General features: G+C 64.9%; 20 protein-coding genes. 9 read left to right on the top strand and 11 right to left on the bottom strand.

Translation table 11 applies throughout. The annotated features are described in order from the left end of the window. Positions 1–53 precede the first annotated feature (53 nt). Positions 54–1,979, bottom strand: a complete 1,926-nt coding sequence (locus H9L17_RS07720) for a YadA-like family protein (RefSeq protein WP_187571740.1) — start codon at positions 1,977–1,979, stop codon at positions 54–56. 194 nt (positions 1,980–2,173) lie between these two features. Here H9L17_RS07720 and H9L17_RS07715 point away from each other — a divergent pair, with 194 nt between their 5' ends. Beyond that, entirely contained in the window at positions 2,174–2,734 is a 561-nt protein-coding gene (locus H9L17_RS07715) for an ECF-type sigma factor (RefSeq protein WP_187571739.1), read from the top strand. Further along, positions 2,731–5,577, top strand: coding sequence for a serine/threonine-protein kinase (locus tag H9L17_RS07710; protein WP_187571738.1), 2,847 nt, complete (start codon positions 2,731–2,733; stop codon positions 5,575–5,577). The genes H9L17_RS07715 and H9L17_RS07710 overlap by 4 nt, the downstream gene beginning before the upstream one ends. 21 nt (positions 5,578–5,598) lie before the next feature. On the opposite strand, the gene H9L17_RS07705 is transcribed toward H9L17_RS07710, so the two are convergent. The 8 genes from H9L17_RS07705 to H9L17_RS07670 all read right to left on the bottom strand — a co-directional run bounded on the left by H9L17_RS07705 (position 5,599) and on the right by H9L17_RS07670 (position 13,886). After that, a complete protein-coding gene (locus H9L17_RS07705; protein ID WP_187571737.1) occupies positions 5,599–6,636 on the bottom strand; it encodes a DUF6683 family protein in 1,038 nt (345 codons plus the stop codon). Positions 6,637–6,670: 34 nt separating this feature from the next. After that, positions 6,671–6,937: a hypothetical protein gene (locus tag H9L17_RS07700; protein WP_187571736.1), complete on the bottom strand. Its 267-nt coding sequence runs from the start codon at positions 6,935–6,937 to the stop codon at positions 6,671–6,673. A gap of 43 nt (positions 6,938–6,980) precedes the next feature. After that, the gene (locus tag H9L17_RS07695) at positions 6,981–8,405 is read right to left on the bottom strand and encodes an NHL repeat-containing protein (RefSeq protein ID WP_187571735.1); all 1,425 of its coding nucleotides are present in this window, start codon (positions 8,403–8,405) and stop codon (positions 6,981–6,983) included. Positions 8,406–8,509: 104 nt separating this feature from the next. After that, positions 8,510–10,108 carry a hypothetical protein gene (locus H9L17_RS07690; protein WP_187571734.1) on the bottom strand — a complete coding sequence of 533 codons (1,599 nt, stop codon included), beginning with the start codon at positions 10,106–10,108 and terminating at the stop codon, positions 8,510–8,512. A 77-nt stretch (positions 10,109–10,185) separates the two neighbouring features. Then, positions 10,186–10,767 carry a superoxide dismutase family protein gene (locus H9L17_RS07685; RefSeq protein ID WP_187571733.1) on the bottom strand — a complete coding sequence of 194 codons (582 nt, stop codon included), beginning with the start codon at positions 10,765–10,767 and terminating at the stop codon, positions 10,186–10,188. A gap of 66 nt (positions 10,768–10,833) precedes the next feature. Beyond that, a complete protein-coding gene (gene ntrC, locus H9L17_RS07680) occupies positions 10,834–12,249 on the bottom strand; it encodes a nitrogen regulation protein NR(I) (RefSeq protein WP_187571732.1) in 1,416 nt (471 codons plus the stop codon). After that, on the bottom strand, positions 12,242–13,279 hold the full coding sequence (locus tag H9L17_RS07675; RefSeq protein ID WP_187571731.1) for a two-component system sensor histidine kinase NtrB: 1,038 nt from the start codon (positions 13,277–13,279) through the stop codon (positions 12,242–12,244). The genes ntrC and H9L17_RS07675 overlap by 8 nt, the downstream gene beginning before the upstream one ends. A 385-nt stretch (positions 13,280–13,664) precedes the next feature. Next, complete coding sequence (locus H9L17_RS07670) at positions 13,665–13,886, bottom strand: helix-turn-helix domain-containing protein (RefSeq protein WP_187571730.1); 222 nt, start codon at positions 13,884–13,886, stop codon at positions 13,665–13,667. Between H9L17_RS07670 and H9L17_RS07665 the strand changes: the two genes are divergently transcribed. The 7 genes from H9L17_RS07665 to H9L17_RS07635 all read left to right on the top strand — a co-directional run bounded on the left by H9L17_RS07665 (position 13,885) and on the right by H9L17_RS07635 (position 21,381). Continuing rightward, positions 13,885–14,748 (top strand): hypothetical protein, encoded by an 864-nt coding sequence (locus H9L17_RS07665; protein WP_187571729.1) that lies wholly within the window; start codon positions 13,885–13,887, stop codon positions 14,746–14,748. The genes H9L17_RS07670 and H9L17_RS07665 overlap by 2 nt on opposite strands. Before the next feature lie 172 nt (positions 14,749–14,920). Next, positions 14,921–15,970 carry a bifunctional nicotinamide-nucleotide adenylyltransferase/Nudix hydroxylase gene (locus H9L17_RS07660; RefSeq protein WP_187571728.1) on the top strand — a complete coding sequence of 350 codons (1,050 nt, stop codon included), beginning with the start codon at positions 14,921–14,923 and terminating at the stop codon, positions 15,968–15,970. 62 nt (positions 15,971–16,032) lie between these two features. Beyond that, positions 16,033–17,457 carry a nicotinate phosphoribosyltransferase gene (locus H9L17_RS07655; RefSeq protein WP_187571727.1) on the top strand — a complete coding sequence of 475 codons (1,425 nt, stop codon included), beginning with the start codon at positions 16,033–16,035 and terminating at the stop codon, positions 17,455–17,457. 92 nt (positions 17,458–17,549) lie between these two features. Next, on the top strand, positions 17,550–18,563 hold the full coding sequence (locus H9L17_RS07650) for an SPFH domain-containing protein (protein WP_187571726.1): 1,014 nt from the start codon (positions 17,550–17,552) through the stop codon (positions 18,561–18,563). A gap of 3 nt (positions 18,564–18,566) precedes the next feature. Then, the gene (locus H9L17_RS07645) at positions 18,567–19,502 is read left to right on the top strand and encodes a diacylglycerol kinase catalytic domain-containing protein (RefSeq protein ID WP_187571725.1); all 936 of its coding nucleotides are present in this window, start codon (positions 18,567–18,569) and stop codon (positions 19,500–19,502) included. Between the two features lie 84 nt (positions 19,503–19,586). Next, on the top strand, positions 19,587–19,859 hold the full coding sequence (locus H9L17_RS07640; protein WP_187571724.1) for a hypothetical protein: 273 nt from the start codon (positions 19,587–19,589) through the stop codon (positions 19,857–19,859). 493 nt (positions 19,860–20,352) lie between these two features. Beyond that, positions 20,353–21,381 (top strand): FRG domain-containing protein, encoded by a 1,029-nt coding sequence (locus H9L17_RS07635; RefSeq protein ID WP_223158096.1) that lies wholly within the window; start codon positions 20,353–20,355, stop codon positions 21,379–21,381. A gap of 122 nt (positions 21,382–21,503) precedes the next feature. Here the strand turns inward: H9L17_RS07635 and H9L17_RS07630 are convergent, their stop codons facing one another. Then, positions 21,504–22,190 (bottom strand): hypothetical protein, encoded by a 687-nt coding sequence (locus tag H9L17_RS07630; protein WP_187571723.1) that lies wholly within the window; start codon positions 22,188–22,190, stop codon positions 21,504–21,506. Next, complete coding sequence (locus tag H9L17_RS07625; RefSeq protein ID WP_187571722.1) at positions 22,183–24,915, bottom strand: HsdM family class I SAM-dependent methyltransferase; 2,733 nt, start codon at positions 24,913–24,915, stop codon at positions 22,183–22,185. Before H9L17_RS07625 ends, H9L17_RS07630 begins: the two co-directional genes overlap by 8 nt. Positions 24,916–25,570 lie beyond the last annotated feature (655 nt).

Raw genomic sequence — 25,570 nt, 5'->3', positions numbered from 1 at the left:
GGCGGAATGCCGGCGTTGATCGGATAGGTCGTTGATCGGGAAGGCCCGCGGGCTCACCAGCTGAAACCGGTACCTGCGGAAACGGCGTGGTCGTTGCCGGAGAAGGCGCCAGTCAGCGACACGCTCACGTTCGGACGCACCAGCCTCTGGTAGCCGATGGCAACGGCGGTGCGGCCGTTCTGCGCGCCCACGCCCACGCCGACGCGGTTCTGGCCGGGCAGGCCGGCGGTGTTGATCGCGGCCGCGGCCATCGCGCTGCCCATCGCGCCGACCTGGTCGATGCGCTTGTCGGTCTGCGCGAAGCGGTGGTCCACCTGCTGCTGGTACTGGGTGAATGTGTCGTTCCACGCGGCGAACTTGCTGTCGGTGTAGGCATTCGCCGAAGCCAGCGTCTGTGCAGACCTCGTGTCCGTGTAGGTCTTCGATGACGCCAGCGTGGCCGCATCGCCCGCCGTCATGTCGGCGCGGATCGCGGTTTCGCGCGTGTCGGTGTACGTGTTCGCCGTCGTGATGGCGTTGCCTGCGGCGGCCAGCGCGGTGTCCGCCGTGGCCTGCGCGGCGTCGGCCTTGGTGACGGCGGTGTTGGCCGTCGCTTGCGCGGCATCCGCCTTGGTCACGGCGGTGTTGGCAGTGGCTTGTGCAGCATCCGCCGACGCCTGCGCGGCGTTTGCGGCAGTCAGTGCCGTGTCTGCCGTGCCCTGCGCTGCTGCGGCATCGCTCACCGCCTGATTCGCGGTGTTCTGCGCCGCGCCTGCGGCGGTCAAGGCACTGTTCGCGGTGGCTTGCGCCGCCGCCGCGTTGTTGTTGGCGGTCAGAAGGCCGGCATCCAGTTGCCCCCTGTTCACCGCATCGGTGGAGGCGACGCCATCAGCCACGCCGCCCACCACGTTGCCACCCATGTTCACGATGGTGTTGTTGACGATGGTGAAGCTCGCGCCACCGCCCCCCACGGTCAGGCCGCTGAAGGTCGGCGCGGCGGCGAAGCCGTAGGTGATGGTATTGCCGGTGCGCGATACGGTGAGGTTGCCGTTCGGGTCGGCGTCGGCGAAATCGACGGTTTCGCCATCGCCAATCGCTTTCGCCACGCCACCGTTCGCGCTGATTGAGAACCCGCCGAAACCATCCACGCCGGCAATCGCCGCGTTCAACTGGCGCAGGTTCACCGCGTCGGTGTCTTGCGTACCGTCGGCCAGGTGGATGATCTGCTTTTCGCCACCGGTCTGGCCTACCGAGAGCGCATAGGCACGGTCGCCGATGGCGCGATAGCCAATCGCGGTGGCGCCGACTTCCAGCGCCTGGGACTGGAAGCCGAACACGCTGGACGCGGAACCGCTGGCGATGTTGTCCACGCCCACCGCCGTGCTGGCGTAGTTGGTGGCCTGCACGCCCGCGCCCACGGCCACCGAACTCCTGCCGCTGGCATAGGCGGTTTCGGTGGAATCGGTACCGGCGATGTCGATGTCTTCATGCCCATTGCCGTTGCGGTCGAAGAAGCCGGCGATCGCCACACTGCCGATGCCTCTGGCCGCACCGCGCAAGCCAAGGGCGGTGGCGTAGGTATTGCTGGCGCTCCACAGACCGAAGGCATTGCTGTAGTCGCCATAAGCCCTGTTGCCATCGCCGAGCGCGCTGGAGTCCTGGCCGGAAGCCCAGTTGTTGCGGCCGAAGGCGCTGCTGTTGATGCCGGTGGCGCGGTTCGACGCGCCGAAGGCGCTGGTTTCCCACTCGCTGGCGGTGTTGTCGTAGCCGAAGGCGCTGCTGCGGTAACCGCTGGCGACGTTGTAGGCGCCGAAGGCGCTGGCGGCATAATTCCAGGCATCGTTTTGCCAGCCGAACGCGCTGCTGATGTCACCGCTGGCGTTGTTGTACTGGTCGAAGGCGCTGGCGAACATGTAGCAGGTCGTGTTGTCGAGACCGCCTTCGCTGCCTTTGCCGGTGGGGGCGCCGGGAGTACCTCGCTGCCATCGGGGTACTTGCATGGCGGATCGGTCGCCATCGCCGGCATCGACATCGCCCCCAGCAACGCCAGGGTCAGGACGGACAGGACCGGCGACGACCGGCGGCGAAGGATGGCGTGCATGGTGTTCCCCGTTGGATGAAACCGGCGGCTCTGCCGGCGTGATTGGGGTATGCGAAACTCCGCCGCGAAACAGGACACATTCGGACGCAGGCCATGGAAGCGAGCCCCGGAACCGAGGTCACCGTGCTGCTCGCCCGTGCCCGCGCGGGCGACGACGCGGCGCTGGGGGCGGCCTATTCCGCCGTGTACGACGAGCTCAAGCGCGCCGCGCGCCTGCAGCTGCGGCGCATGCGCGACGACTTCCAGACCACCGCGCTGGTCCACGAGGCCTATCTGAAACTGGCCGGCGGCGCGCGGCTGGCGGCCATCGACCGCAACCACCTGCTGGCGCTGTCGGCGCGGGCGATGCGGCAGGTGCTGGTGGACGACGCGCGCGCGCGCAAGGCGGACAAGCGCGGCGGCGGCCAGGACGCGCTGACCCTGACCGCGTCGCTCGGCAGCGGCGACGCCGCCGCGATCGAGGTGCTGGCGCTGGACGAACTGCTGACCTCGTTGCACAGGCTCGACGAGCGCGCCGCGCAGATCGTGGAACTGCGCTACTTCGGCGGCTACGAGGAAACCGAGATCGCCGCGATGCTGGGCATCACCGACCGCACCGTGCGCCGCGACTGGCGCAAGGCGCGCGCCTTCCTGCTTGCGGAAATGGGCGCATGAACGACACGCAACGCCGCCAGCGCGCGCTGGCGATCTTCGACCTCGTCGCCGACCTCGAAGGCGAGGCGCGCGAGCGGCGCCTGCGGGAACTGTGCGCAGGCGACGACGCGCTGCTGGCGCAGGTGCGCACTCTGCTCGACGCGGACGCGGCGGCCACCGAACCGTTCGGCAACGCGCCGCGCTGGGGCGAGGCGCTGGCGGTGGAGGCGGGTGACGGCGACCACCAGGTCGGCCGCAGCATCGGCGCGTGGAAGATCGTCGGCGTGATCGGCCGCGGCGGCATGGGTGCGGTGTACGCGGCGGAACGCGGCGACGGTGCCTACGCGCAGCGCGCCGCGCTCAAGCTGATCCGCGCCAGCGCCGATTCGCAGGCCGCGCGCGAGCGCTTCCTGCGCGAGCGGCAGATCCTGGCCGGCCTGCAGCATCCCAACATCGCCACCCTGCTGGACGGCGGCATCAGCGCCGAGGGGGAGCCGTATTTCGTGATGGAGCGCGTCGACGGCGAGCCCATCGACCGCTGGTGCGACGCGCGCAAGCTCGGCCTGCGCGGGCGCATCGTGCTGTTCCTTCAGGTGCTCGACGCGGTGCGCTACGCGCATCGCAACCTGGTGGTGCACCGCGACCTCAAGCCGTCCAACCTGCTGGTGGACACCGACGGCCGGGTCAAGCTGCTCGACTTCGGCATCGCCAAGCAGCTGCAGGACAGTGGCGCCACCGCCACCAACGACCGCGCGCTGACCTTCGAATACGCCAGCCCCGAGCAACTGCACGACGCGCCGATCACCACCGCCACCGACCTCTGGCAGCTCGGCGTGATCCTGCACCGGCTGCTGTCCGGCGCGCACCCGTTCGGGCTGACCCGCGACACGCCGGTTGCCAACCAATTGCAGCAATTGGAGCGCGACCCGGAACCGCTGACCCGCGCCGCTGCGCAGGCCACGCCGGAACAGGCTGCGCAGCGCGGCGGACTGAGCCCGGCGACCTTGTCGCGCGCCCTGCGCGGCAGCCTGGCCGACATCGTGCAGGCCTGCCTGCGCCGCGACCCGGAACAGCGCTACGCCTCCGCCGACGCGTTGGCGAACGACCTCAAGGCCTGGCTGGACGACCGGCCCATCGTCGCGGTGCCGCTGTCGCGCGGGAAACGCGCGAAGCTGTGGTTGCGACGCAATCGACTGTTGGCGGCATCCATCGGCGCGGTGAGTGTCGCGCTGCTTGCAGGCACTGGTGTGGCGCTGTGGCAGGCGCGCATCGCGGAACGGGAAAGCGCGGTTTCTCGGGCGACCCTCGGCTTCCTGACCCGCACGCTCGCCGCTGCCGCGCCTGAGCAGGCATTCGGCCGCCAAATCAGCGTGCATCAACTGCTGGATGCGGGCCGCACTCAGCTCCGTGACCAGCGCCTTGTGCCTGAAGTCCGCAAATCCATCCAGCGCACGCTGGGCCAGCTGTACTTTTCCATCGGCGATTACGCGGCCGCCGAATCCCTGCTCGCCGCCGGCCTGACAGGTATCGAGCCGACCCGCAGGGAAGACGCATTGGCGCTGGCGGACGAACTGGTGGCCTATGCCGAAACGCTGGACATGCGCGACAAGCCCGATCAGGGCATGGCGCCGGCCCAGCGTGCGATCGCGCTGCGCAGGCGGTTCGCACCCGGCGATCCGATGCAGAATTTCCTGGCGCTCGCACACATAAGCCTCGGTCAATTGCAGCGACAGGGCGCTGAGCCGCTCATCGCGCAGGGAAACCGGGCGCTGGCGCTGGGCCGCAGCCTGCCCGATGTGTCGGTGCCGGTGATGTTGAAGCTCTATCAGAACGTGACCGAACTCCACGGCGTGGCCGGCGACCACCTGCGGCAATTGCGCACGGCGAGCGAAGCCCTCATCTATGCGGATCGGCAGCATGTTCCGAAAGCCTCGCCGTTGCGGCTGGGGCTGTACCACGAGAAGGCGATCGGTCTGACGTTCGTCGGCAGGCCGGACGAGGCCGTCGTCCTCTTCCGGCAGGTCATCGCGCAGCAGGAAAGCACGGGTGCCGGCGGGCAGAAAAGCGTGGACGTGCTCTACAACGGACTGGCGCTGGCGTTGCAGCGCAGCGGTCGTTATCGCGAGGCGATCGCAGCGATGGAGAAAGCGAACGGCCTGGGCACGGCGATCGGGATGACGTCACCGTTGCAGCGGGCGATCGGCCTTGCCAACCTGGCCAATGCCAAATCGGAATTCGGCGATGTCTCCGGCGCGATCGCCGACGCGCGCGCGGCCATGGCGTTCATCGACGAAGCGAAACTCGCACCGAACGATCCGTTCCGCATCAGCCTCGAACGTCATGTCGCCTTGGTCATGGCGGCCGACCGCGGGCACGCGCGGGAACTGGCGCGGTTGCGGGAGCTGCGCGTGATCGCGCAGGGCATGGGCGAGGACGGTGCCAGCGAATATCGACTGCTGACGCTGCAGATCCTGCGGATCCTGCTGGAAGACGGCGATGGCGCCGCAGCTGTCGCCCTGCTCGGAGAAGCGAACAGCGCGTTTGCGGCAGCACCCGGTTCCGACCCGCAGATGCAGACCGTGCTGACTCGCGTCAATGCGGGTTTCGCGCGCCTGCGCGGCGATTTTGCCGTCGCGGAGCGCGAACAGGACAAGGCGATCGCGCAGTATCAGGCCGGTCAAAACCCGGTCAAGACCGCCATCGCCCAAGCGGAAATGGCCGCCATCCTCGCCGCGCAGGGCAAGCAGAACGATGCACGCACATTGCTGCAGCAAGCCTTGCCCGTGCTGCGCGAATCCCTCCTGCCGCAGGAACTCAACCGAGCCGCCGCCGAGTCGCTGGCGAAGCAACTCGGCCTGCACTGACCGCGCTTCGCCCTTCTCGCCTCAGCCCGACCGCCGCCCACAGCGGAAATCGCCGCTCTTGATGCTCTCGCCCGGTCGCGGATTGCCGTAGTCGTTCTTGCGAAACACGATGGCCTCGCCCCGGCGCGCGCCGCGCCAGCCATCGTAGGTGCCGCTGTGGAAGCCGACGACATCGCCGCCGGCCTCGATCCTGCCGCCGCCCGATTGCGCCGAATACGTGCCGCCCTTGATCGTGAACCACATCCCGGTGGGCCGGTATTGGGTGACGTAGCTCACGCCGTCGAACTGCAGCGCGGCCATCTGGCAGTCGTAGCGGCCGTCGAGCCCGGTCGCGCCGCCGGAGGCGGTCGCCTGCGTGGTCGGCGCACTGGCAACAGGCGTGCCCGCACCGCCACCGGCACCCAGCATCCCGGTCAGTTCCCGCATCTCCATGTTGAACAATTTGCGACCGAACCCCGCCGCCATCACCTTCGACTGTTCCACCAGTCCGGCATTGTTCTTCTCCTTGCCCTCCACGTAGATCACCAGCGGCAGGCCGGCGCTGGCCAGCAGCACGTTGTACAGCCCGGTCTTCTCCGCGTTCGAGGCGCGCACGATGTCCGATTGCGCCAGCATGGCGTTGAGCGAGTTGAACAGCGCATTTTCCGCCTCGGCGCTGGGCTGCTGTTCGGTATCGACGATGTACGCGGCGACGACGAAGAACGTCATCGCACCGGCCAGCGTGTTGTCCCACTTGCCCTTGTACTTCTGCGCGAATATTTCCTTGCCTGCGCCGGCCAGTTGCAAAATCTGCCCGCGTTCCTCCGGCGTGTTGCCCAGGCTGTCGGCCAGCTGCTTCACCGAATCGTCGCCGGCGACCGGGGTGAACCGGGTCGCCGCCGGCGACGCTGGCACCGCCGATGCCGCCGGCTTCGACGGCGCCATCTTGCCGTTGACCCGGTTCATCAGCATCCGGTTGGTGTCCTGCATCATTTGATAAGACGACCGCTGCGCTTGTGCCGGCAAGGCGATGCACGGCATGGCGAGCAGGGCGAGCAGGGCAGCATGGCGTGGTCTCACGGCGGGTTCCTCGATTGGATGGTGGGCGGACGGATCACTTCACGCCGACGTAGAGATCGTCTTCGGTCTGGCCGCCGCCGGTCTTTTTCTTCGCGGCGCGCAGCGATTGGGGTTGCGGCTGCGCGGGTTTGTCGGCGGCGTTGACGGCGCTCGCTTTGGCGGCCGCTGCCGGCAATGCCTGCGCGGACACGACGACGGGCGCGGGCTTGGCAGCGGCGTCGACAGGCTTCTTGTCCTGCGCCATGACGTCGATGGCGAAGGCGAGCAGGAGGCTGGCGATGAGGAGATGGCGGGTGTTCATGGGTGTTCTCCGTTGGTGGTGGGTGGTCGCTCGTTGTCGATGCTCAATACGCCCAGGTGCGCACCGTTTTCGCCGCCGGGTCGTAGCGGCGCAGCAGGTGGTAGTCGATGACGTACAGGCTGCCGTCCGTGGCGAAGCACATGTCCCCGCTCGCGCGGAAATTGCTGGTGCTGGCGGTGCCGTCCACCGGATAGCTTTCGTTGCCCGGCGCGAAGCTGGTGTAGCCGGTGCCGGTCAGGAACGTCGTCTTGCCGCCGGCTTCGTCCAGCCGCAGGATCGATTGGTTGCGGCCGGGCCGGCCCACGCCCGCGTGCAGGGTGCCCTGCGCGTCCAGTGCCAGGGAGTGGATGCCGTCCAGCGCCAATGCAGTACCGCCGTTCTTGCGGGCGTACAGCACGCGGCGCGCCTGCCCGTCGGGACGGATGCGCCAGATCGTGTGGTACAGGTCGTGCGGCTTGGGACGGATGAAATTGCCGCCCACGATCAGTTCGCCGCGCTGCGCGTCCCAGAGCATGTTGTCGGGGATGATCTGGTCTTCCGCCGCCGTCTGCGCGGGGTTGCACAGGCGGTCGGGGCCGATCAGCGTGCTGACCGTGCCATCGGCGGCGATCTTGCGGATCGCGCAGCCGTCCTGATCGGCCAGCCACAGATTGCCTTGGTCGTCCTCGACCGGACGCCCCGGATGCTTGAAGCGCACCGCGCTGCCGGTGCCGTCGGCAAAGCCCTGTTCCCCCGCCTTGCCGGCCACGCGCCGCACGCGGCCGTCGCGCGCGATGCGCACCACGACATCGCTCGCGCCCAGCAGGAGGTCGCCGTTGCGTCCCAGGCCGAAGCCATCGACGCGGTAGTACGAATAGCCGGGCGACGGGAGATTGCCGTCCGCCCAGGACTTGTTGGGCGGATTGGCCGGCAGCATGGGCGCGTTTGAGCGCACGCCGCCGTCCTTGTAGCGGCGGCTCAGCAGCGGCGTGATGGCACCGTCGGCGGCGATGCGCCAGTAGCCTTCGCCGATGGGGTTGCCGTTCGCACTGAAGCCGGCATCGCCGGCGACGATCAGGCCGCCTTCCGCCGGGCACTGCACGCCGGCCATGCCGGAGAAAAAGATGTCGTCCGGTTGCAGGTAGGGATTGACCGCGATGATCTGCGGCTTGCCCTGCGCCGGGTCGAACTTCTTGCCGACCGCCGGCTTCAGCAGCAGGTGCTGCGGCACGTCGCCGGCGCGCACGTCCCGGCTCGGCGCGGCGTAGTCGCGGTCGGACGACGAGGACGCGCCGGCGCTGTTGCGTGCGTCCTTCGCGGGCCGGGTTGCGGCTTCGCGCGCACTGTTCTCGACCTTCCGTTCGATCTGCTGCCTGGCGTCGTCGAGCGCGCGCTTGAACATGCCGCTCAAACTCTGCGCACCGGCGGGCGGGGCCAGCAGCAGGGCCAGCGCGGGGACGAGCAGGGTCAAGGTGTTCCGGGGTTTCATGGGCTGGCTCGCTTCAAGTCGGGAGGGAGACGGGTTCGATCCGGTCGCCGTCGGCAATGTCTGCGCGGGCGCATCGGCCGGCGGCCCTTCGCGGCGGGCATGCATCAGCAGTCCTTGACCTTGATCCAGGTGGACGAGAACTGCGCTTTCTTCGCGGCGGCGCACACGGTTTTGCCCGCCGCGCTGCCGCAGACGGCGGCGGCGGCGGTCATGGTGCCGGTCATGCGTTCCTCGGGCCCGCTCAGCGTGTAGTCGTAGGTGGTATCGGCGGTGCCTCGGGCATTGCCGAAATGGAAGCGCATCTGCCCACGCTTGTCGTCGGCAGGCGTGAACTGGAGGGTGATCTGGCCGCCGCCGATCTTGCCGCTGAACGGCTGGGTGATGTCGCAGGTGGTGATGGATTCGCCGTTGTCCAGCACGATGCGGTAGCCGTTCCTGGTGTCGAACTCCAGCGTCGCCTTGCCCACGCCGCGCTTGCTGCGCGCCTCGAAGTCGATGGTCGCGCTCTGGCCCTTCTTCTCCGGATTGGCGTAGTCGAACTTGGCATCCGCCTTCACCTTGCCGGTGGGATTGAGGCGGTTGCCGCCATTGAGCGTGGCCTTGACCGTGCCGCCGGTGGGCCGGCCGTCGGTCTTCGCGCGCGGTTCGGCGAACAGGGTGTAGGCGGTGTTGGGACGCGCGCCCTTGCGCTTGGCCGGGTCGCTGCGCACTTGCAGATCGACGCACTTGCCGGATTGCCAGGCCTTCTGCGCGCCCATGAGTACCGCCGAAAGTGCGGCGTAGCGCCCCATCCCCGCCATGCCTTGCGCCATCTGCCCGTCCTGGGCGCTGGCACCGCCGCCGAGGTTGGCCGTGCTTTCGACCTTGCCGCTGCTGGTGGAGATCGTGCTGGTGGCATCGACGGTGCCGCCGTTGCTGGTGCTTTGCTGCGCGCGTGACTCCGAATCCATCTTGTCGTTGATCAGGTTGGCGTCGTCGTCCACGAACACGTCCATGCTCGTCCTGACCGTGCTGTTCGCGCTGCCGCCGCCGGCGGCGACGCTGGACACCGACTCGAACTCGACCGTCACCTTGCCCTCGGGATCGGGGCAGGTCTTCATCTTCACCGTGGTCTTGACCGTGCCCTTCAGGCCGTCGATGTCGGCCTTGACCTCCGTGGTCATGGTCACCGAGTCCGGCGTCCAGTCCACCGAGACCTGATCGCCGGTGACATTGGATTCGGCATGGCCGGTGGTTTCGCCGCGATCCACGCCGTTTCCCCAGGCATCCGCCGCCGTTGCGGCCTGCGACCCGCCCAGCACCGTCGACGCCGCCGCGCCGCCCCAGCCCTCCGCGCCCGTACCGCCGCCGCCGCCCTCGTTCGCGGGTGCAAAGGCCGTCGGTAGCTGCGCCTGCAGGGCACGCGCCTTGCGCTCGTAGTCCATGTACAGCGCGGTGAGCGCGGCATCGGCCTTGGCTTCGCCGCCCAGCGCGGCATCCAACCCGCCGGCCTGCATCAGGCGGCGGGTCAAGGGGTATTCGAGCTGGGTGATTTCGCGCGCGATCGCGTCGGTGCCTTGCGCCTGCAGGCGGGCGAATTCGGCATGGACCGTGGCCGCCGGCGAGGCGGACGCGCTTGCGGCGTCCTGTTCCGCAGCGGGCCTGGAGCAGGCCGCCAGCACCAGCAGAGCCAGCGGGAGGGTGGTGCGGAACGAAGGGCGCATGGCGGGCTTCCGGCAACGGGGCTAGTCCCGTTAGCGGAAACCCGCACTCGAAGCGGACATCGATCCGCGGCGCGCAGTTACTGGGTGACGCGAATCACTCCGCAGGCCACGCGCGCACCGGCGTTGCCGGCCGGCTGGCTGCTGTAGTCGTCGGCCACGGCATGGATGATGATCGCGCGGCCGGCAACATCGTTAGCTGCGCCGCCGCCGAGGCTGACGCCGGACACGTGCGCATCGACATGGGCCACGCCGTTGGCGTCGGCGACCAGGTTGTCGCTGTCGCCGGCATGGTGCGCGCCGTGGCCGGCGCGGCCGTGCGGCTGCGCGCCGGGATTGAAATGGCCGCCGGCGCTGCTGGCATCGACCGCGCTGCAGTCGCCCTTCTCGTGGATGTGGAAGCCGTGGCTGCTGCCCGGCTGCAGGCCGCCGATGTCGCCGGCGAGGTGCACGCCGTCGCCCATCGGCGCCAGCGTCAGCCGGCCGCTGACCAGACTGCCCGAGGCCGAGGCGAGGTTGGCGACCGCCTGCTTCGCGGTGCTGGCGTTGTGCGCGGCCGGCGCGGGCGCACTTGGGGTGGCGGTCTGCGGCGGCGCGCTGGCGCAGGCGGCGAGCGTGGCGGCGACGGCAAGGGCGAGGGCGGCGTGGGACAACGGCTTCATGGGGAGTCTCCCTTTGCGTGGATGGGCACTATGCCGGCGGATGGCTTCAGCAGGCATGAAGAGGCGTCACCGGCGCTTGCGCGAGGAGCCGAGCTTGCGGGTGACGGTGTTGCGGGACAGGCCGAGCAGGGCGGCGGCGTCGCCGCGATGGCCGCCGCAGCGTTCCAGCGCGGTTTCCAGCAGGCTGCGGTCGAGCTGCTCGCGGGCCTGAGCGTGCAGGTCGGTCGCGCCGGCGGCGAGTCGTTCGCGCGCCCAGTCGGCCAGCGCCTGCGTCCAGTCGGCCGGCGTGGCGGTGACGTCCGTCGCGACGGCATCGGGAAACGCCAGCGCCAGGTCGGCCGCGCCGATGGTGTCGCCGGGGGCGAGCGCGGCCAATCGCCAGCACACGTTCTCCAGTTCGCGCACGTTGCCCGGCCAGGCGTGCGCGCGCAGGCGCTCCAGCGCGGGCGCGGACAGCGTCTTCGCCGGCACGCCCAGCTTGCGCGCGGCGTGGGCGAGGAAGCGCGCGGCCAGCTGCGGGATGTCCTCGCGGCGCTGGCGCAGCGGCGGCAGGCGCAGGCGCACCACGTCGAGGCGATGCAGCAGGTCGGCGCGGAAGCGGCCCTGTTCGACCAGCGCTTCCAGCGGTTGGTGGGTGGCGGCGACGACGCGCACGTCGACGCGGATCAGCTCGCGCCCGCCGACGCGGAAGAACTCGCCTTCGGCCAGCACGCGAAGCAGGCGGGTTTGCAGCGCCGCCGGCATGTCGCCGATTTCGTCGAGGAACAGCGTGCCGCCGTCGGCCTGTTCGAAGCGGCCGATGTGGCGCTTGTGTGCGCCGGTGAACGCGCCGGCCTCGTGGCCGAACAGTTCCGATTCCAGCAGCTCGGCGGGAATCGCGGCGGTGTTCAGCGCCACGAACGGGCGCGACGCGCGCGGCGATTCGCGGTGCAGCGCGCGCGCCACCAGCTCCTTGCCGGTGCCGGTTTCGCCGGTGATCAGCACCGACAGCGGCACCTGCGCCAGCCGGCCGATGGCGCGGAACAGCTCGCGCATCGCCGGGGCCTGGCCGATCAATGCCTGCGCCGGTTCGGGCGGCGAAACCGCCGGCAGCGCGGCGCGCTCGATCGATTGCTCCGGCAGCGCGCGGCGCACCAGCGCCACCGCCTCGTCCATGTCGAACGGCTTGGACAGGAACTCCTGCGCGCCGCCGCGGAACGCGCCCGCGGTGCTGGCGACGTCGGTATGCGCCGACATCACGATCACCGGCAGCCGCGGCCGCTGCGCCTTGAGCTTGTCCAGCAGCACCAGCCCGCTGTCGCCCGGCATGCGCACGTCGGTGAGCAGCAGGTCGGGCGCGCGGCCCGAGGCCAGCGCGTCCAGCACTTCGCCGGCGTCGGCGAAGGCGGTGACGCGGAAGCCGGCTTCGCCCAGCGCGGCGGCCAGCACGAAGCGCACCGAGCGGTCGTCGTCGACGATCCAGACCTGCGCCGCCTCAGCCATCGGCCTGCTCCGTTTCGACGCCCAGCGGCAGCAGCAGGGTGAACACGGTATGCCCCGGCCGCGAGCGCCAGGTCAGCGCGCCGCGATGCTCGCGCGCCACCTGCTGCGCCAGCGCCAGCCCCAGCCCGGTGCCGTCGGCGCGGCCGCTGACCAGCGGCAGCAGCAGGTGCTCGGCCAGTTCCGGCGGCACGCCGCGGCCGTCGTCGGCCACTTCCAGGCGCAGCGCCAGCGGCAGCAGCGCCTCGCCGATGCGCGCGCCGTGTTCGACGCGGGTGCGCAGGGTCACCGTGCCGGCGTCGGCTTCGATGGCGTTGCGGACCAGGTTCCAGATCGCCTGCGAAAGCCGGTCGGCGTCGCCCGGAAACTCCGGCAGCGAGGGGTCGTAGTCGCGCTGCAACTGCACTGCCCAGCCGGCGTCGCTTTCCGCCAGCCGCAGCACGCGCTCCAGCACCGCGTGGATGTTGAGCGGCGCGAACGCCTGCGGCGGCGCCGGGTTGAGCAGGCCGTCCACCAGCGCGGCCAGCCGCTGCACTTCGCTTTCGATGATGGCGGTGAGCTCGCGCGCATCGGCATCGACGCGCCGCGCCAGCAGCTGCGCCGCGCCCTTGATGCCGAGCAGCGGGTTGCGCAGTTCGTGGGCGAGGCCCTTCAGCGAGGCGGCCAGCGCCGAGGGCAGCAGCTGCGCCGGATCGTCGCCGGGGAACTCGTCCACCGGGTGCGCCTCCAGCCACAGGCCGTCCTCGGCCGGGGTCAGCCACAGGTCGGCGAAGCGCAGCGCGTCGCTGCCCGGCAATGCCAGCCCGACCCGGCGCAGCCGCGTCGGCGCGTCCTGCGGCTGCGCCAGCCGCGCGGCCAGCTGGTTGCCCTCGCGCTCCAGCGCGGCGGCGTGCAGGCCGGCCAGGCGGCGGCGGCTGACGCCGAGCCAGCGCGCCATCGCCGCATTGGCGAACGCCACCGCGCCCTGCGCGTCCAGCCGCAGCAGCGGGGTGGTCAGGGCGTCGAGGACGCTGTCGGCGGGCGCGGGCTCCATTTGCACTAATTTAGTGCAAATGCGGCAGCGCTGCGGCAATCCGTTTCGTAGGAACGCACTGGGCAGAACTCCATAGTTGGTACCGTTCAGTACCAACTATGTGCTCCGGGGCTCACTCGACGGGCAAATTCCAAGCCTATGCCGCCTACGAGGCACGCTGAAAGGGTGCAGCACATCGCCATAACCCCATTGGCACGTCGCGACGTGGTCAAAGCAGCCGCTATCTAGACATCTAGGGGCGCGCAGAAGCCGCTTCTCTTTGGTGAGCGGATAAGTTGTTGTGACTACTTTGGCAGTTGCTTCGAGTGAACAAACGGAAAAGTACGATCGGTTTGATGGTGCGTTTGTCTCGATGCATCCAGTCAGGAAGCGGAAGAGGCCGATGCTAGCCAGCGCCATCCTTCAGGAGGCGCCAGGCCTCAATTTCCAATCCCATGGCAACGCGTTCAAACGTGTCTAAGCGCATCGTCTTCTCACCGCGCTCGATAGCCCCATAGTAGTTCCGGTGCATGCCAATTCGGTCAGCAAATGCCTCCTGACTAAGTCCCAAGGCTTCGCGGCGCTTGCGCACCACGGCACCAATGCGTTCGGGCAGGGAGGTTGTCATGCCCGACACACTAGAAATGGACCACCTAAAGCTCTACAGTCTTATAGATGGGCCATCTTTAGGTGTTGAAGGGAACGCGATGAAGCAACTGACTATGCTTGTGCTTTTTTGCCTAACTGGCTTTGCATTGTTGGGCAACGTCTCCGGCCAGCAACGAGAGCCATCCGATGGAACTCTGGAATTCATCGGTCCTGGAGACAATGAGCTTCGGGATGCGGCGGACGCATGCGGCATGGCATTTGGCTTTTCATATGTCATCAGCCAAACGGAAGGGCTACGCAAAGGCAACGTGGATGACATCTCCGCAAACCAAGTCAAGGTGACGACGTTCAAGGGCGCGGCAGATGGGACAATCGGGAAGGGTGCTCGGCAAGTTTTCCATCGAGAGATTGCGCGCTCAACCGAGCGATGCTCCCTCAAATTCAAAGCGGAGAGCGAGCCGGAGCCTTACAAGGCGGGCAAAATCATGAACTGGTGGGATGAGCCGAATTTTTCCCCAACAGATGTACTCCGAGACACGTACAAGTTCAGGTACCGCTTTTCTTTAGCAACCAACTATCCAGCCGATGCTGTCATCGCAAATTTCGATCGGATCGCAGACAAGGGATGCCAGAACAGCACCTATTCGCGCGGAACTGGCGGAGTTGGATTCGACTATCGAAATGACGTAGGCGATCCGGTGTACTGCATCCATGTCGGTGGCAACGTACAGCCAGTCCAGCTTGGGTGTGTGCCTTATCGGAATGGTTCGAAATGTACGGCGTTCGCTGTGCTGCAATCGACTAGGGATAGGGATACGGTCTTTGCTCTTGAAGGGGCAAAGCTGCTTCGCGAGCGAATTGATGCGATTGCCAATGACTAAGCCGAATGGGTAGGCGGCAAGGTATGGCGATGAGATGGGAATGGCGTACCCACTGCGCTAGTCGGCACTCTGTGGTGAGTCCGTCCCATCATATTGACTCGCCAAATGGAAGGCGTAGCATTGAACTCAAGCCAAGGGACAGACCCGAGGCAATTCACCGTGAGGGAGCCTCATGGACTTCGACTATCTCGTCTTCATCGGGCGATTCGAGCCCTTCCATAACGGCCATGCCGCCGTTGCCCGCCACGCACTGGGCCGGGCCAAGAAGCTCATCTTCCTCGTCGGTTCCGCCGACACCCCCCGCACCATCCGCAATCCATGGACCGTCGCCGAACGGGCCGTGATGATCCAGTCCGCGCTGGACGGGGCGGAGGATCGTCTGCTCATCCGCCCGCTGCGTGACCACCTCTACAACGAGAGCCAGTGGATCGCCAACGTGCAACGCACCGTGGCAGAAGCGATCCAGGTGGATGGCGGCAGCGCCGATGCCAAAGTCGGCCTGATCGGCATGAGCAAGGACACCTCCAGCTACTACCTGCAGGAGTTCCCGCAGTGGGCGCTGGTGGACGTGCAACACACCGAAACCCTGTCGGCGACGGAACTGCGCCGCTACCTGTTCTCGGCCGGTCACATCGACTTCCACGGCGCGCTGCTGATGCTGCGCGGCAATGTACCGGCACCGGTGTTCGACATGCTGGAGGCCTTCCGCAAGAACTCACCGGCCTACGGCCAATTGGTGGCCGAGTACCAGTTCATCGAGCACTACAAGGCCGCCTGGAAGGACGCCCCGTATCCGCCGACCTTCGTCACCACGGATGCGGTGGTGGTGCACTCCGGCCACGTCCTGCTGGTGCGCCGGCGGGCGGAGCCCGGCAAGGGTCTGTGGGCGCTGCCGGGCGGCTTCGTCAACCAGGACGAAGGCCTGCTCGAATCCTGCCTGCGCGAATTGCGCGAGGAAACCCGCCTCAGGATTCCGGTGCCCGTACTCAAGGGTTCCCAGAAAGGCCAGCACGTCTTCGATCATCCGGAGCGCAGTCAGCGCGGTCGCACCATCACCCACGCCTTCCACTTCGACTTCCCGGCTGGTGAACTGCCGGAGGTGCGCGGCGGCGATGACGCCGACAAGGCGCGCTGGATCCCGGTCAGTGAGGCGCTGGAGATGGGTCCGAAGCTGTTCGAAGACCACCTGCACATCCTGGAGTTTTTCCTGGGCCGGGGTTGAACCCGACCTTTCCCGCCGGCGGATAGACCGCTGGCTTCACCCGACGCGAAGGAGCTTCCGTCATGCAATGCCTCAACAACCTGCTGCTCAACACCGACAGCTACAAGGCCAGCCACTGGCTGCAATACCCGCCCGGCACCGACGCCACCTTTTTCTACGTGGAGTCCCGTGGCGGCACCTATGACCGCACCGTGTTCTTCGGGCTGCAGGCCATCCTGAAGGAATACCTGGCCAAGCCGATCACCCACGCCGACGTCGATGAGGCCCGTGACGTGTTCGCCGCCCACGGCCAGCCGTTCAACGAGGCCGGCTGGCGCTACATCGTCGACCACCATGGCGGGCTGCTGCCGATCCGCATCCGCGCCGTGCCCGAGGGTACGGTGGTGCCGACCCACAACGCGCTGATGACGATCGAGTCCACCGATCCTCAGGCGTTCTGGGCGCCGTCGTATCTGGAAACGATGTTGCTGCGCATCTGGTATCCAGTGACGGTAGCCACGATCAGCTGGCATGCCAAGCAGACCATCCGCCAGTTCCTGGAGCGCACCAGCGACGATCCCGAGGGGCAGCTGCCGTTCAAGCTGCATGACTTCGGGTCGCGCGGTGTGTCCAGCGTGGAGTCCGCCGCCTTCGGCGGCGCGGCGCACCTCGTCAACTTCATGGGCACGGACACCGTCTCCGGCCTGCTGCTGGCCAAGGCCCACTACCACGAGCCGATGGCGGGCTTCTCGATCCCCGCCGCCGAGCACAGCACGATCACCAGCTGGGGCCGCGAGAACGAAGCCGAGGCCTACCGCAACATGCTGCGGCAGTTCGCCAAGCCCGGTTCGATCGTCGCCGTGGTGTCGGACAGCTATGACATCTTCCACGCCATCCGCGAGCACTGGGGCAAGACGCTGCGGCAGGAGGTCATCGATTCCGGGGCCACCGTCGTCATTCGTCCGGATTCCGGGGATCCGGTGGCAGTCGTGCACCAGTGCATGGAACTGCTGGACGAGGCCTTCGGCCACACCGTCAACGGCAAGGGCTACAAGGTGCTGAACCACGTCCGCGTGATCCAGGGCGACGGCATCAATCCGACCAGCATCCGCGCGATCCTCGAACGCATCACCAGCGCCGGTTACGCCACCGACAACATCGCCTTCGGCATGGGTGGCGCGCTGTTGCAGCAGCTCAATCGCGATACCCAGAAGTTCGCACTGAAATGCTCGGCGGCCCGGATCAACGGCCACTGGATCGACGTCTACAAGGATCCGGTCACCGACAAGGGCAAGCAGAGCAAGCGCGGACGGATGACGCTGCTCAGGCATCGCGAATACGGCAGCTACCGCACGGAGCCGGTGCCACCCGAAGCGGCATCGTTGGCCGACATCCACAAGCCGATGGGCCATGAGGACGCGATGGTGACGATCTGGGAAGACGGCAGGATCGTCAACGACTGGACGTTCGCGCAGGTGCGTGAGCGCGCCAACGCCGAGCGGCTCTGAGTTCCTGATTGATCGATTCGAGTCCTGTGGCCGGGAGTGTCCCGGCCGCAAGGGTTTCCTGCATCCAACGTCCCCTTTCCAGGAGAACATCCATGTTCGGTTTCCGCTACGTCAAATCCTCTCCCAGCCAGTACCTGTTCCAGTACCGCGACGGTCGTGTCGTCCGCGAAGGAACCGGATTGGCCTTCTGGTACTTCGCTCCCAAGTCCACGCTGGTCGGCGTGCCGGTCACGGCGGTCGAAGCCCCCTTCATGTTCGAGGAGGTCACCCGCGACTTCCAGCAGGTGACCTTGCAGGGCCAGGTCAGCTACCGGATCGCCGATCCGAAGCGCCTGGCCGAGCAGCTCGACTACACCCTGCAAGCCGACGGCAAATACGCCTCCGAGGATCCGGAGCACCTGCCGGTACGCGTCCTGAACGCGGTCAAGGCCATTTTCCGCAACCTGCTGCAGGAGCTTGATCTGCGTGATGTGCTGCAAGGCACCGAGCGACTGTCCTCATCTGCCCATCGTGGAGTTGCCGGCACCGGCAGCCTGTCCAGCCTCGGCATCGAAATCACCGCGTTGAATCTGTTGGCCGTGAAGCCCAATCCGGAAACCGCCCGTGCCCTGGAAGCGCCGATGCGCGAGGAGATCCTCAAGCAGGCCGACGATGCGACCTACGCCCGCCGCAACGCTGCAATCGAGCAGGAGCGGATGGTCAAGGAGAACGAACTGCGCAGCGAATTGTCGATCGAGCAGAAGAAGCGGCAGGTGCGCGAGACGCAGGTCGAGTCCGAACGGGCTCTGCTGGAAAAGCGCCAGCAGATGCAGGCGCAGGAACTGGCCGGCAAGGTCGAACTGGAACAGGAAAACGCGAAGCTGGTGCAGTTGCAGACCGAGAACAAGAAGCAGGAGGCTGATGCCAAGGCATACGGTGTGCAGGCCTTGGTTAATGCGATGAAGGGGCTGGATGCCCGTTCGTTGCAGGCGCTGGTGCTGGGGCAAGCGAGCCCTGAAACGCTCATGGCATTGGGCTTCCAGAACATTGCCGACAACGCCGCCAAGATCGGCGAGTTCAACTTCTCCCCCGACCTGTTGCGGCAGCTGGCCAAGCAGAAGGCGTAAGCCATGGGATCGAACGATCTGAAGATCATCCTGGTGACGCGGCGCACGCGTCTCCAGGAACTGGTCGCCCGCTACAACACCGTCGAGCAGGCCCGCTTCCAGGCCGAGCATCTGGGCATGGACTTCGGGGACTTCCTCGAGGAAGACCGGAACTACCGTGCGGCGGTCGATGCGGTGAACGTCGCGCTCCAGCCTCACGGACGACTGCAGCAACTGGATCGTGGCTTCCTGCCGAACTTCCTGTTCCCGCCCGGTTGTCTGGTGGTGGTGCTGGGGCAGGATGGTCTTGTCGCCAACACGCTCAAGTATCTGGATGGGCAGTCGGTGCTGGCCGTGAACCCGGATCCCGCCCGCTGGGAGGGCGTGCTGCTTCCTTTCCAGGTGGACGATGTGTCCAAGGTGCTCCCGGAGGTGGTGCGGCAACAGCGGCCGATCCGGGAAATCACGATGGCACGGGCCACGCTCGGCGATGGCCAGACCCTGCTGGCGGTCAACGACCTCTTCATCGGCATGCGCAGTCATGTTTCGGCGCGCTATGAAATCGCCTTGGGTGATCGGAAGGAGCGTCAATCCTCCAGTGGCATCATCGTCTCGACGGGGCTCGGATCGACAGGTTGGCTGCGCAGCATCCTGACCGGTGCCCATGCGGTGGCAGGGCGGGATGCAAGCAAGGAAATGCTGGACATCCGCGAACATGGCATGGCATGGGACAGCCAGACGCTGATTTTCAATGTCCGGGAGCCTTACCCCAGCCGTTCGACCGGAGCGGAGCTGGTGTTCGGGCATGTTGGCCGCCGGCAACCCTTGCGCATCCGCTCGCTGATGCCGGAGAACGGGGTGATTTTCAGTGACGGTATGGAAGCTGATGGGCTGGACTTTCGGTCGGGACTGGAAGCTACCATCGAGATGGCACCAAAATGTGGCGTGCTCTTGACCTGACGGGGCATCCCTGCACCGCTCGATGCGATCTCCTGGTGAAGGATCGCGCTAGCTAGTGCCCTCCAACGGGGAGAACACTATCTGATGCAAACATTGGCCGATGCCATTTTTCAAATGAACCTTGCCAGGCGAGCCCACGAAAAGGCGTCTCATGAAGTGTGGCTTTGTCTGTTGGCAACTTGTCCTGAAGTTAGAGCAGTCCTCGACGAGTGGGCTATGCCAGAGCAGAAGGCTGCGCGGTGGTTCTGCGATCCTCACTTCGATGGTGGAGCGAAGAGTGCAGCAGAGCTCTTTCAAGAAGGCCGAGCTAGTGAAGTCATGATGCGGATAGGGCAGATTGCGCACGGCATTTATTGACAGCTAGGGCAGCACACGTGCCCGCGCTTTCATGCGGCGATTATCAGCTCTTCGTAACAGCTGTAGATGCCGACACACTGTCCACTGCGATCAGTGGCATCGGTGCGTCGCCAATCTCAGGAACGCCAATGCTTTGCCTGATCAGCAACGATGCGTGATGTGTCACAGACCTGTGCCCGGGAACAGGGATCTGGTTGGAACATAGCCCGCCTCCCATCGCTGCGTCACGGTCTTGAGCCATGCCTACAAACAACCAGGCAGCTGGCAGCGTCGCCAAACGAACTGGACGCTACCGCCAGCCAGTTGGACATATGGCATGGCTCCGATGACAGCTTTCGGCCAGAAGCAGACATCAGAGATGTGGGGAATTTGAAACCTTGTGCCTTCGCCATATCCCCACGGCGCTCTGTCCTTGCCTCTTGGCAGCGCGATGGACAACCGCTGCATTCGGGGAGATCCACGCAGGCAGCTATTCGAGGGCACCGATGAACCCATGCACGTCGGGCGACTGAAGGCGGTCAAGCTGCGCAACAATGGAAGCCTGCTCTATATCCAGCCTGAGCTAGATCTACAAATCCCCCCGATCCCGTTCGATCGGATTGAACCGCTGCAAATGGTCCTGGACATACGCAACTGGGAGCTGAATCGGACGCACTGGGCGATCAAGGATGAGGATCTTTTCGAGGTCTTGAGGACTGCCGGCCTCATGCCCGCTCGCATGCCCAGCCTCAAGGTCTCGAAGGCAGATCTGCCACCTGCTTTGATCCCGGAATTTCAGGCCAACAGCGTCAGTTCCTTCATCAAGAACGTGCTAGACATCGATCATCATGGCTGCGAGGTGTTCTACCGCGGGCACTCCAACCGGGCCAAGTACCGGCTTGAACCGTCCATCTTACGTAAGGACGACCGCGGCAATTTCATCTACCGCGATGCCGAGGATCGAATGTACCGGGAGTTGCTGGTATCCAACTCCGTCGACTTCCACGGCGATGTCTACACGCTCGACCGTCTCGTCAGGATGCAGCACTATTCGCTGCCAGCGCGCCTGCTCGACATCACCTCTAACCCGCTGATCGCGTTGTACTTCGCCTGCAAGAGCAATCCAGACGACGATGGCGAAGTAGTCGTGTTTTCCATGGAGCGCAGCCAGATCAAGTATTTCGATCCGGACACCGCCAGTTGCATCGCGAACCTGACGCGGTTGCCGCAGGACTCGAAGGAATCGATCGACTACAGCAGCAACGACTTGCGCAAGTTCACCGGTAGCCGGCCGTCAAGCGATTGCTGCATTTCGTCAAGGAAGAGAAGCCGTTCTTCGAAAGCCGGCTGGACCCGCGGCATCTTCGATCCGTCATCTGCGTCAAAGGGAAGCACACCAACAGCCGAATCACGTTCCAATCGGGGGCGTTCTTGCTGTTCGGCCAGGACGCAACGTTGGATGAGGGAGGAAGCCCGGAGATTTCGGTTCAGCGCATCGGCGTTTCAAACAAGCGGACCGTTCTCAAGCAACTGGATCAGCTGAACATCAACGACAGCACAGTATTCCCGTACATCGAAAACTCCGCGAAGTACATCGCGTCGAAGTTCCAGTTCAAGGAAACGTGACATAACCGGCATAGCTCTCCGTGCAGGCAGGCTAAGCCGTCAGGCGGCAAGCTTGGACGGAACAAGCAGCCAAAGGTGAATGACAACCACGTCCACGCAGGACGGTACGAGCGCTCGGCGGGGGTGCTGCGTAGAGCATGTATCCTCGGATCTCCCGCGCGTGATGGTTGTTGCGCCATGCAGTGGGAGCAAAGGTTCAAGGCTGTCAGCCGGCCGCCTATTGCCACGTACAAACGCGATCATCATGGCTGACGGCATCCGCGCCGCATACTCGCCAACGGCAAATCGTCGAATACCTTCGTCGCTATAAGACTTGACCGTGCGGGAGTCATGACCATCTTCGATGAGCTTGCATTCGACAAAACAGCCCCAGCTGGCGGTATTCGTGACACGCTGGTAGCGGGAAGTCGGTGGCCTGAACGTAAGATCGGGTTGCTTCTCAATACGCCCGTCCGCTGTGCGCTGCTTTGCGCCACGAACAGGGTGGTCGAAGTCCTTTAGTCCAGGTGCAACACGGCACCCATGCTCCATTCGACCGAGCTGGGTTTCGAGCGCCGCAGTGATGGCCTCCTCGGAACCGTCATTCAATACGACGTCATTTGCCGCAACAAGTTGTTGCCAAGCCCATCGCAGCGCTCCCTCAATGGCTCGCTTATGGGCGGGTGAAAGATCCGGCTCTGCCGCAAGCTGCGTAGGCGGATCCGCAAGGGAGGGCCGTTTAGCCATCGCCAAACGGCCCTCCGAGAAGATCGTGTGCTAGGAGCACTGCTTGTGTTCTTGTCCAATACCGATAGCGGTCTGGCAGGCCTACGTAGACATGCGACTTGCTCACTGGAACCACCACTAAGCTTGCGCCGGACTCATCGGCTTCCTTGAGTAGCGCATCCACTGACAAAGACTTTCTCGGAGTGGAGCGAGTAGCGATGGAAAGTACTCGCCACGGGATGGTCCTGATTGATACCTCTTCTATCGTCGCTTGGAGATTCGATGCCTGAAGTACGTCATCGAGTGAATTCTTCAATGCCGCGATGAACACCGCACGTTCTTTTATGTCAGGCGGAGTCACTGCCCGTTCCACCGATGCGGATGTTGGTCCCCGCGTTTGAAGCGTGTCCTCGATAGCTTGGCGCTCTAGATTTCCAAGCCCATAAAGGTCAAACACGAACGTGTTCAGCCTCTCGAAATGCGCATCGCCAAGCCCACCCTCCATCTCCTTTGAAATCTGCCGCATCTGCGCCAATTGGCCATCCGAAAGCCGGTCAAGCGGGATCACTGGGATGGCATCGAGGCTTTCTTGGTAGATCGTATCGCGCTCGACACCGAACCTCGCATCCATAAGCAAGGACACAAATGGACTTATCTGCGATTGGAGAAGTATTTGCAGCAATCTTGCATGGTCCGCTCCGCTGGTAACTCCAGAGAACGAGATCCCATGGAACGACTCGTGGAATGCGACTGGTGATTCGGTGCGGAGCGCCCGCGGTCGGAGCGGGTCTGCCGGGATCGTCTGCCGCACGAGCAACAAAGGCGATTTATAGATCGCCTGATCACGCGGGAACAGAAGCGTCTTTCTCTTGAACTTGGGAAGTTCCGACGTAGTGACGAGGAATTCATCGGCATCTGTGTCTTTCAGATCCGGCATTCCGTGCATCTGCCTTGCGGATTGCTGTGTGCCAGCCTTGCCACCAACCTGATAGCCATTCCTGAAGCGTAGGCCCGGCTTTAGACCGTCCAGGTAATTTCCGAGCGGAACGCCGACCGCACGCAACGTCTCGAATGCGCGGCGCGCCAGAGGATCACCCCGGAAGCGAACCTTGAGTATCCACGGCGTGGATCTAACTTCCTCATGAGGAACGACCTGCGCATCGGCCCAATCAACCCGGAGAACCGTTTGCTCTTTCGTGTCATCAGCTTCCACGAATGGGTTGACAAACTGAAACGCACCGTTCTCTGGCGCAACCTCATTCCGCGCAAAGACAAGGCAAAAAGGAGCTGTAACGTTTGGCCAAACCCTTGTCTGGCGAAGCGCGGCGCCGTTCAAGACACCCGTCACGTTGAACGCAGTGAAAATCCGGCTACGCGCCTTGAGCAATCGTTCCGACAGCCCAAACAACCAGCGCGCATGAATAACAAGCGCGATCTGCCCCTTGGGTTTCGCCCATTCACCAGCGCGCCACAGGAACGCCAAGTCGGGATTGGCGTCTGGCAAATCGAACGAACTAGATTCCGAGTCTAGCCGCCCCAGGATCGCCTTTCCTGTGTTGGAAACCCAGCGTCGCTTTGCGGCGTTGTCGTGTCCGGTCCATGGCGGATTACCTACGACCAGATCGAATTGGCCGGCATCTTCCTTCGCTACACCCGCGAGGCTCCCATCAATCTCATCGCGCAACCGCAGCACCGATTCGAGATCATCGAACTTTAGATCTTCGACAGGCGTCGGGCTCGGATCGAGTTCCAGGGCAGTGAGATAGAGGCCCAGTTGCGTCAGGCGCAAAGCACGCTTGTCCACATCAAATGCCGAAAGCTGATTCGAGAGGATGCGACGAATCTGCCGCCGCTTTGGGCGCGTCCCGGTTCTTTCCCACTCGCGCTGCACAAGATGACGGAACGTGGAGATTAGGAAAACACCCGCACCAACTGCCGGGTCAAGTACGCGGGGACGATCAATGTCCCGGATGGCGCTGAGCGCTTCGCCGACTACGAACTCGGCGATGTGCTGTGGCGTGTAGTGGATGCTTGTCTTTTTTGCGTTGGGAGCATCGAGCGTCGTTGCGAATGCCTCATAGACTTCGCTGAGCAAGCCCACTGGAACATGGGAGAAGTTGATTTCGTCCCAATCGGTAGGCAGGCGCAGTTGGCCTTGTGGCGTAGCGCCGGCCGCAATGTTCCCGAGCACTTGCGAGAACACTTCTGGGGCGTACTCCTTGGGCGACGTCTCGAACGGCAGCAAGCCACCATTGAAGGTGCCCTCCAACCATTTCAGTGTCTTCAGGGCGCGACCCTTCGTGCTAAGGCAATCTGTCCATGAATTGGCGCCATCGGCGATAGCATCCGGCGTTTTCCCCACGAGCAAGTCGCGGTCCACAAGAAAGCGCCAGAAGAGACCCCAACCAACGAGCGACACGGCATCGATGTGCGATACGCCCAGATCAACGGCCTGCCGCATCGATTCCGAGAGCAGATCCTTGAGGTACGCACGCCGCGGCAGGTCGGCGGCGCCACTGCGCACGTCGTGGATGAACCGCGTAAGCCCGCCCGAATCTGGCGCGATCGACTCTATTGAAGTGGCTACGTCCTTGCCATGGATCTCGAACGAGAGCACATCAAGGCGGCCGGGCCGGAGGATCGCAGTCCACGCGGGATCCCCACGCAGCAGAATCCGCCGGCACCACTGGTCAACGATGGATTGGGAAACTTCCCCGGACTGGCTTCGACCATCAAAGATGAACACCCGGGGGACATGCTCATGCTCCGCTACGACTGGCGGCGACCAGGCCTCATCCCCATTTTTCAGGTCGGCGTAGCGCAACGCCCGAGGCGAGCTGCTCCCAAGCTCGACTAGCTGATCCGGCTGCGCGCCGTACGAGTGCAGGGCTTTGGCTAAGGCGGAAGGCACTAAGGACAATTTCTTTTTGTTTCAATGGCATAGGATTTGGCGTGGAATTTAAGCGCCTCCAGCCTCACGGGTTGAGACTATAACTTTGTCTGCGCCACATGTGTTCGAGCGACCCTCTTGAACTCAGGACGTCATGGCCAATTTCCCGCGAGTGACCCAGTCGTTGTCGATGTCCGCTTTGGGTCGAGAGCTGCCTGATCGATCGGTCGTAGGCCCGGTCATTGAAGACCGTTTGCTGATGCAATCGGGCCGGCGCACGAAGCATCCTCACCTACGAAGCAGTCGGGCTCGTGACCAGTGGACTTCGCAAGCCGCTCCCTAGCTCATCATCAAGCGTCTGACGCGTCACTCGGATTCAGATTGGTACCGACTATGCGCTTTCACTGTATTGATGTAATCGCAGTAACTTATTGATTTTTTTATGTGACTCATCGTACGTGCGCATAGACGAAGCGCATAGTTGGTAGCGAATATGATTCTGGAGCGACGG

This window comes from Thermomonas brevis, from assembly GCF_014395425.1.
Taxonomy (GTDB): domain Bacteria; phylum Pseudomonadota; class Gammaproteobacteria; order Xanthomonadales; family Xanthomonadaceae; genus Thermomonas; species Thermomonas brevis.
This window is presented reverse-complemented; position numbering and strand designations above follow the sequence as displayed.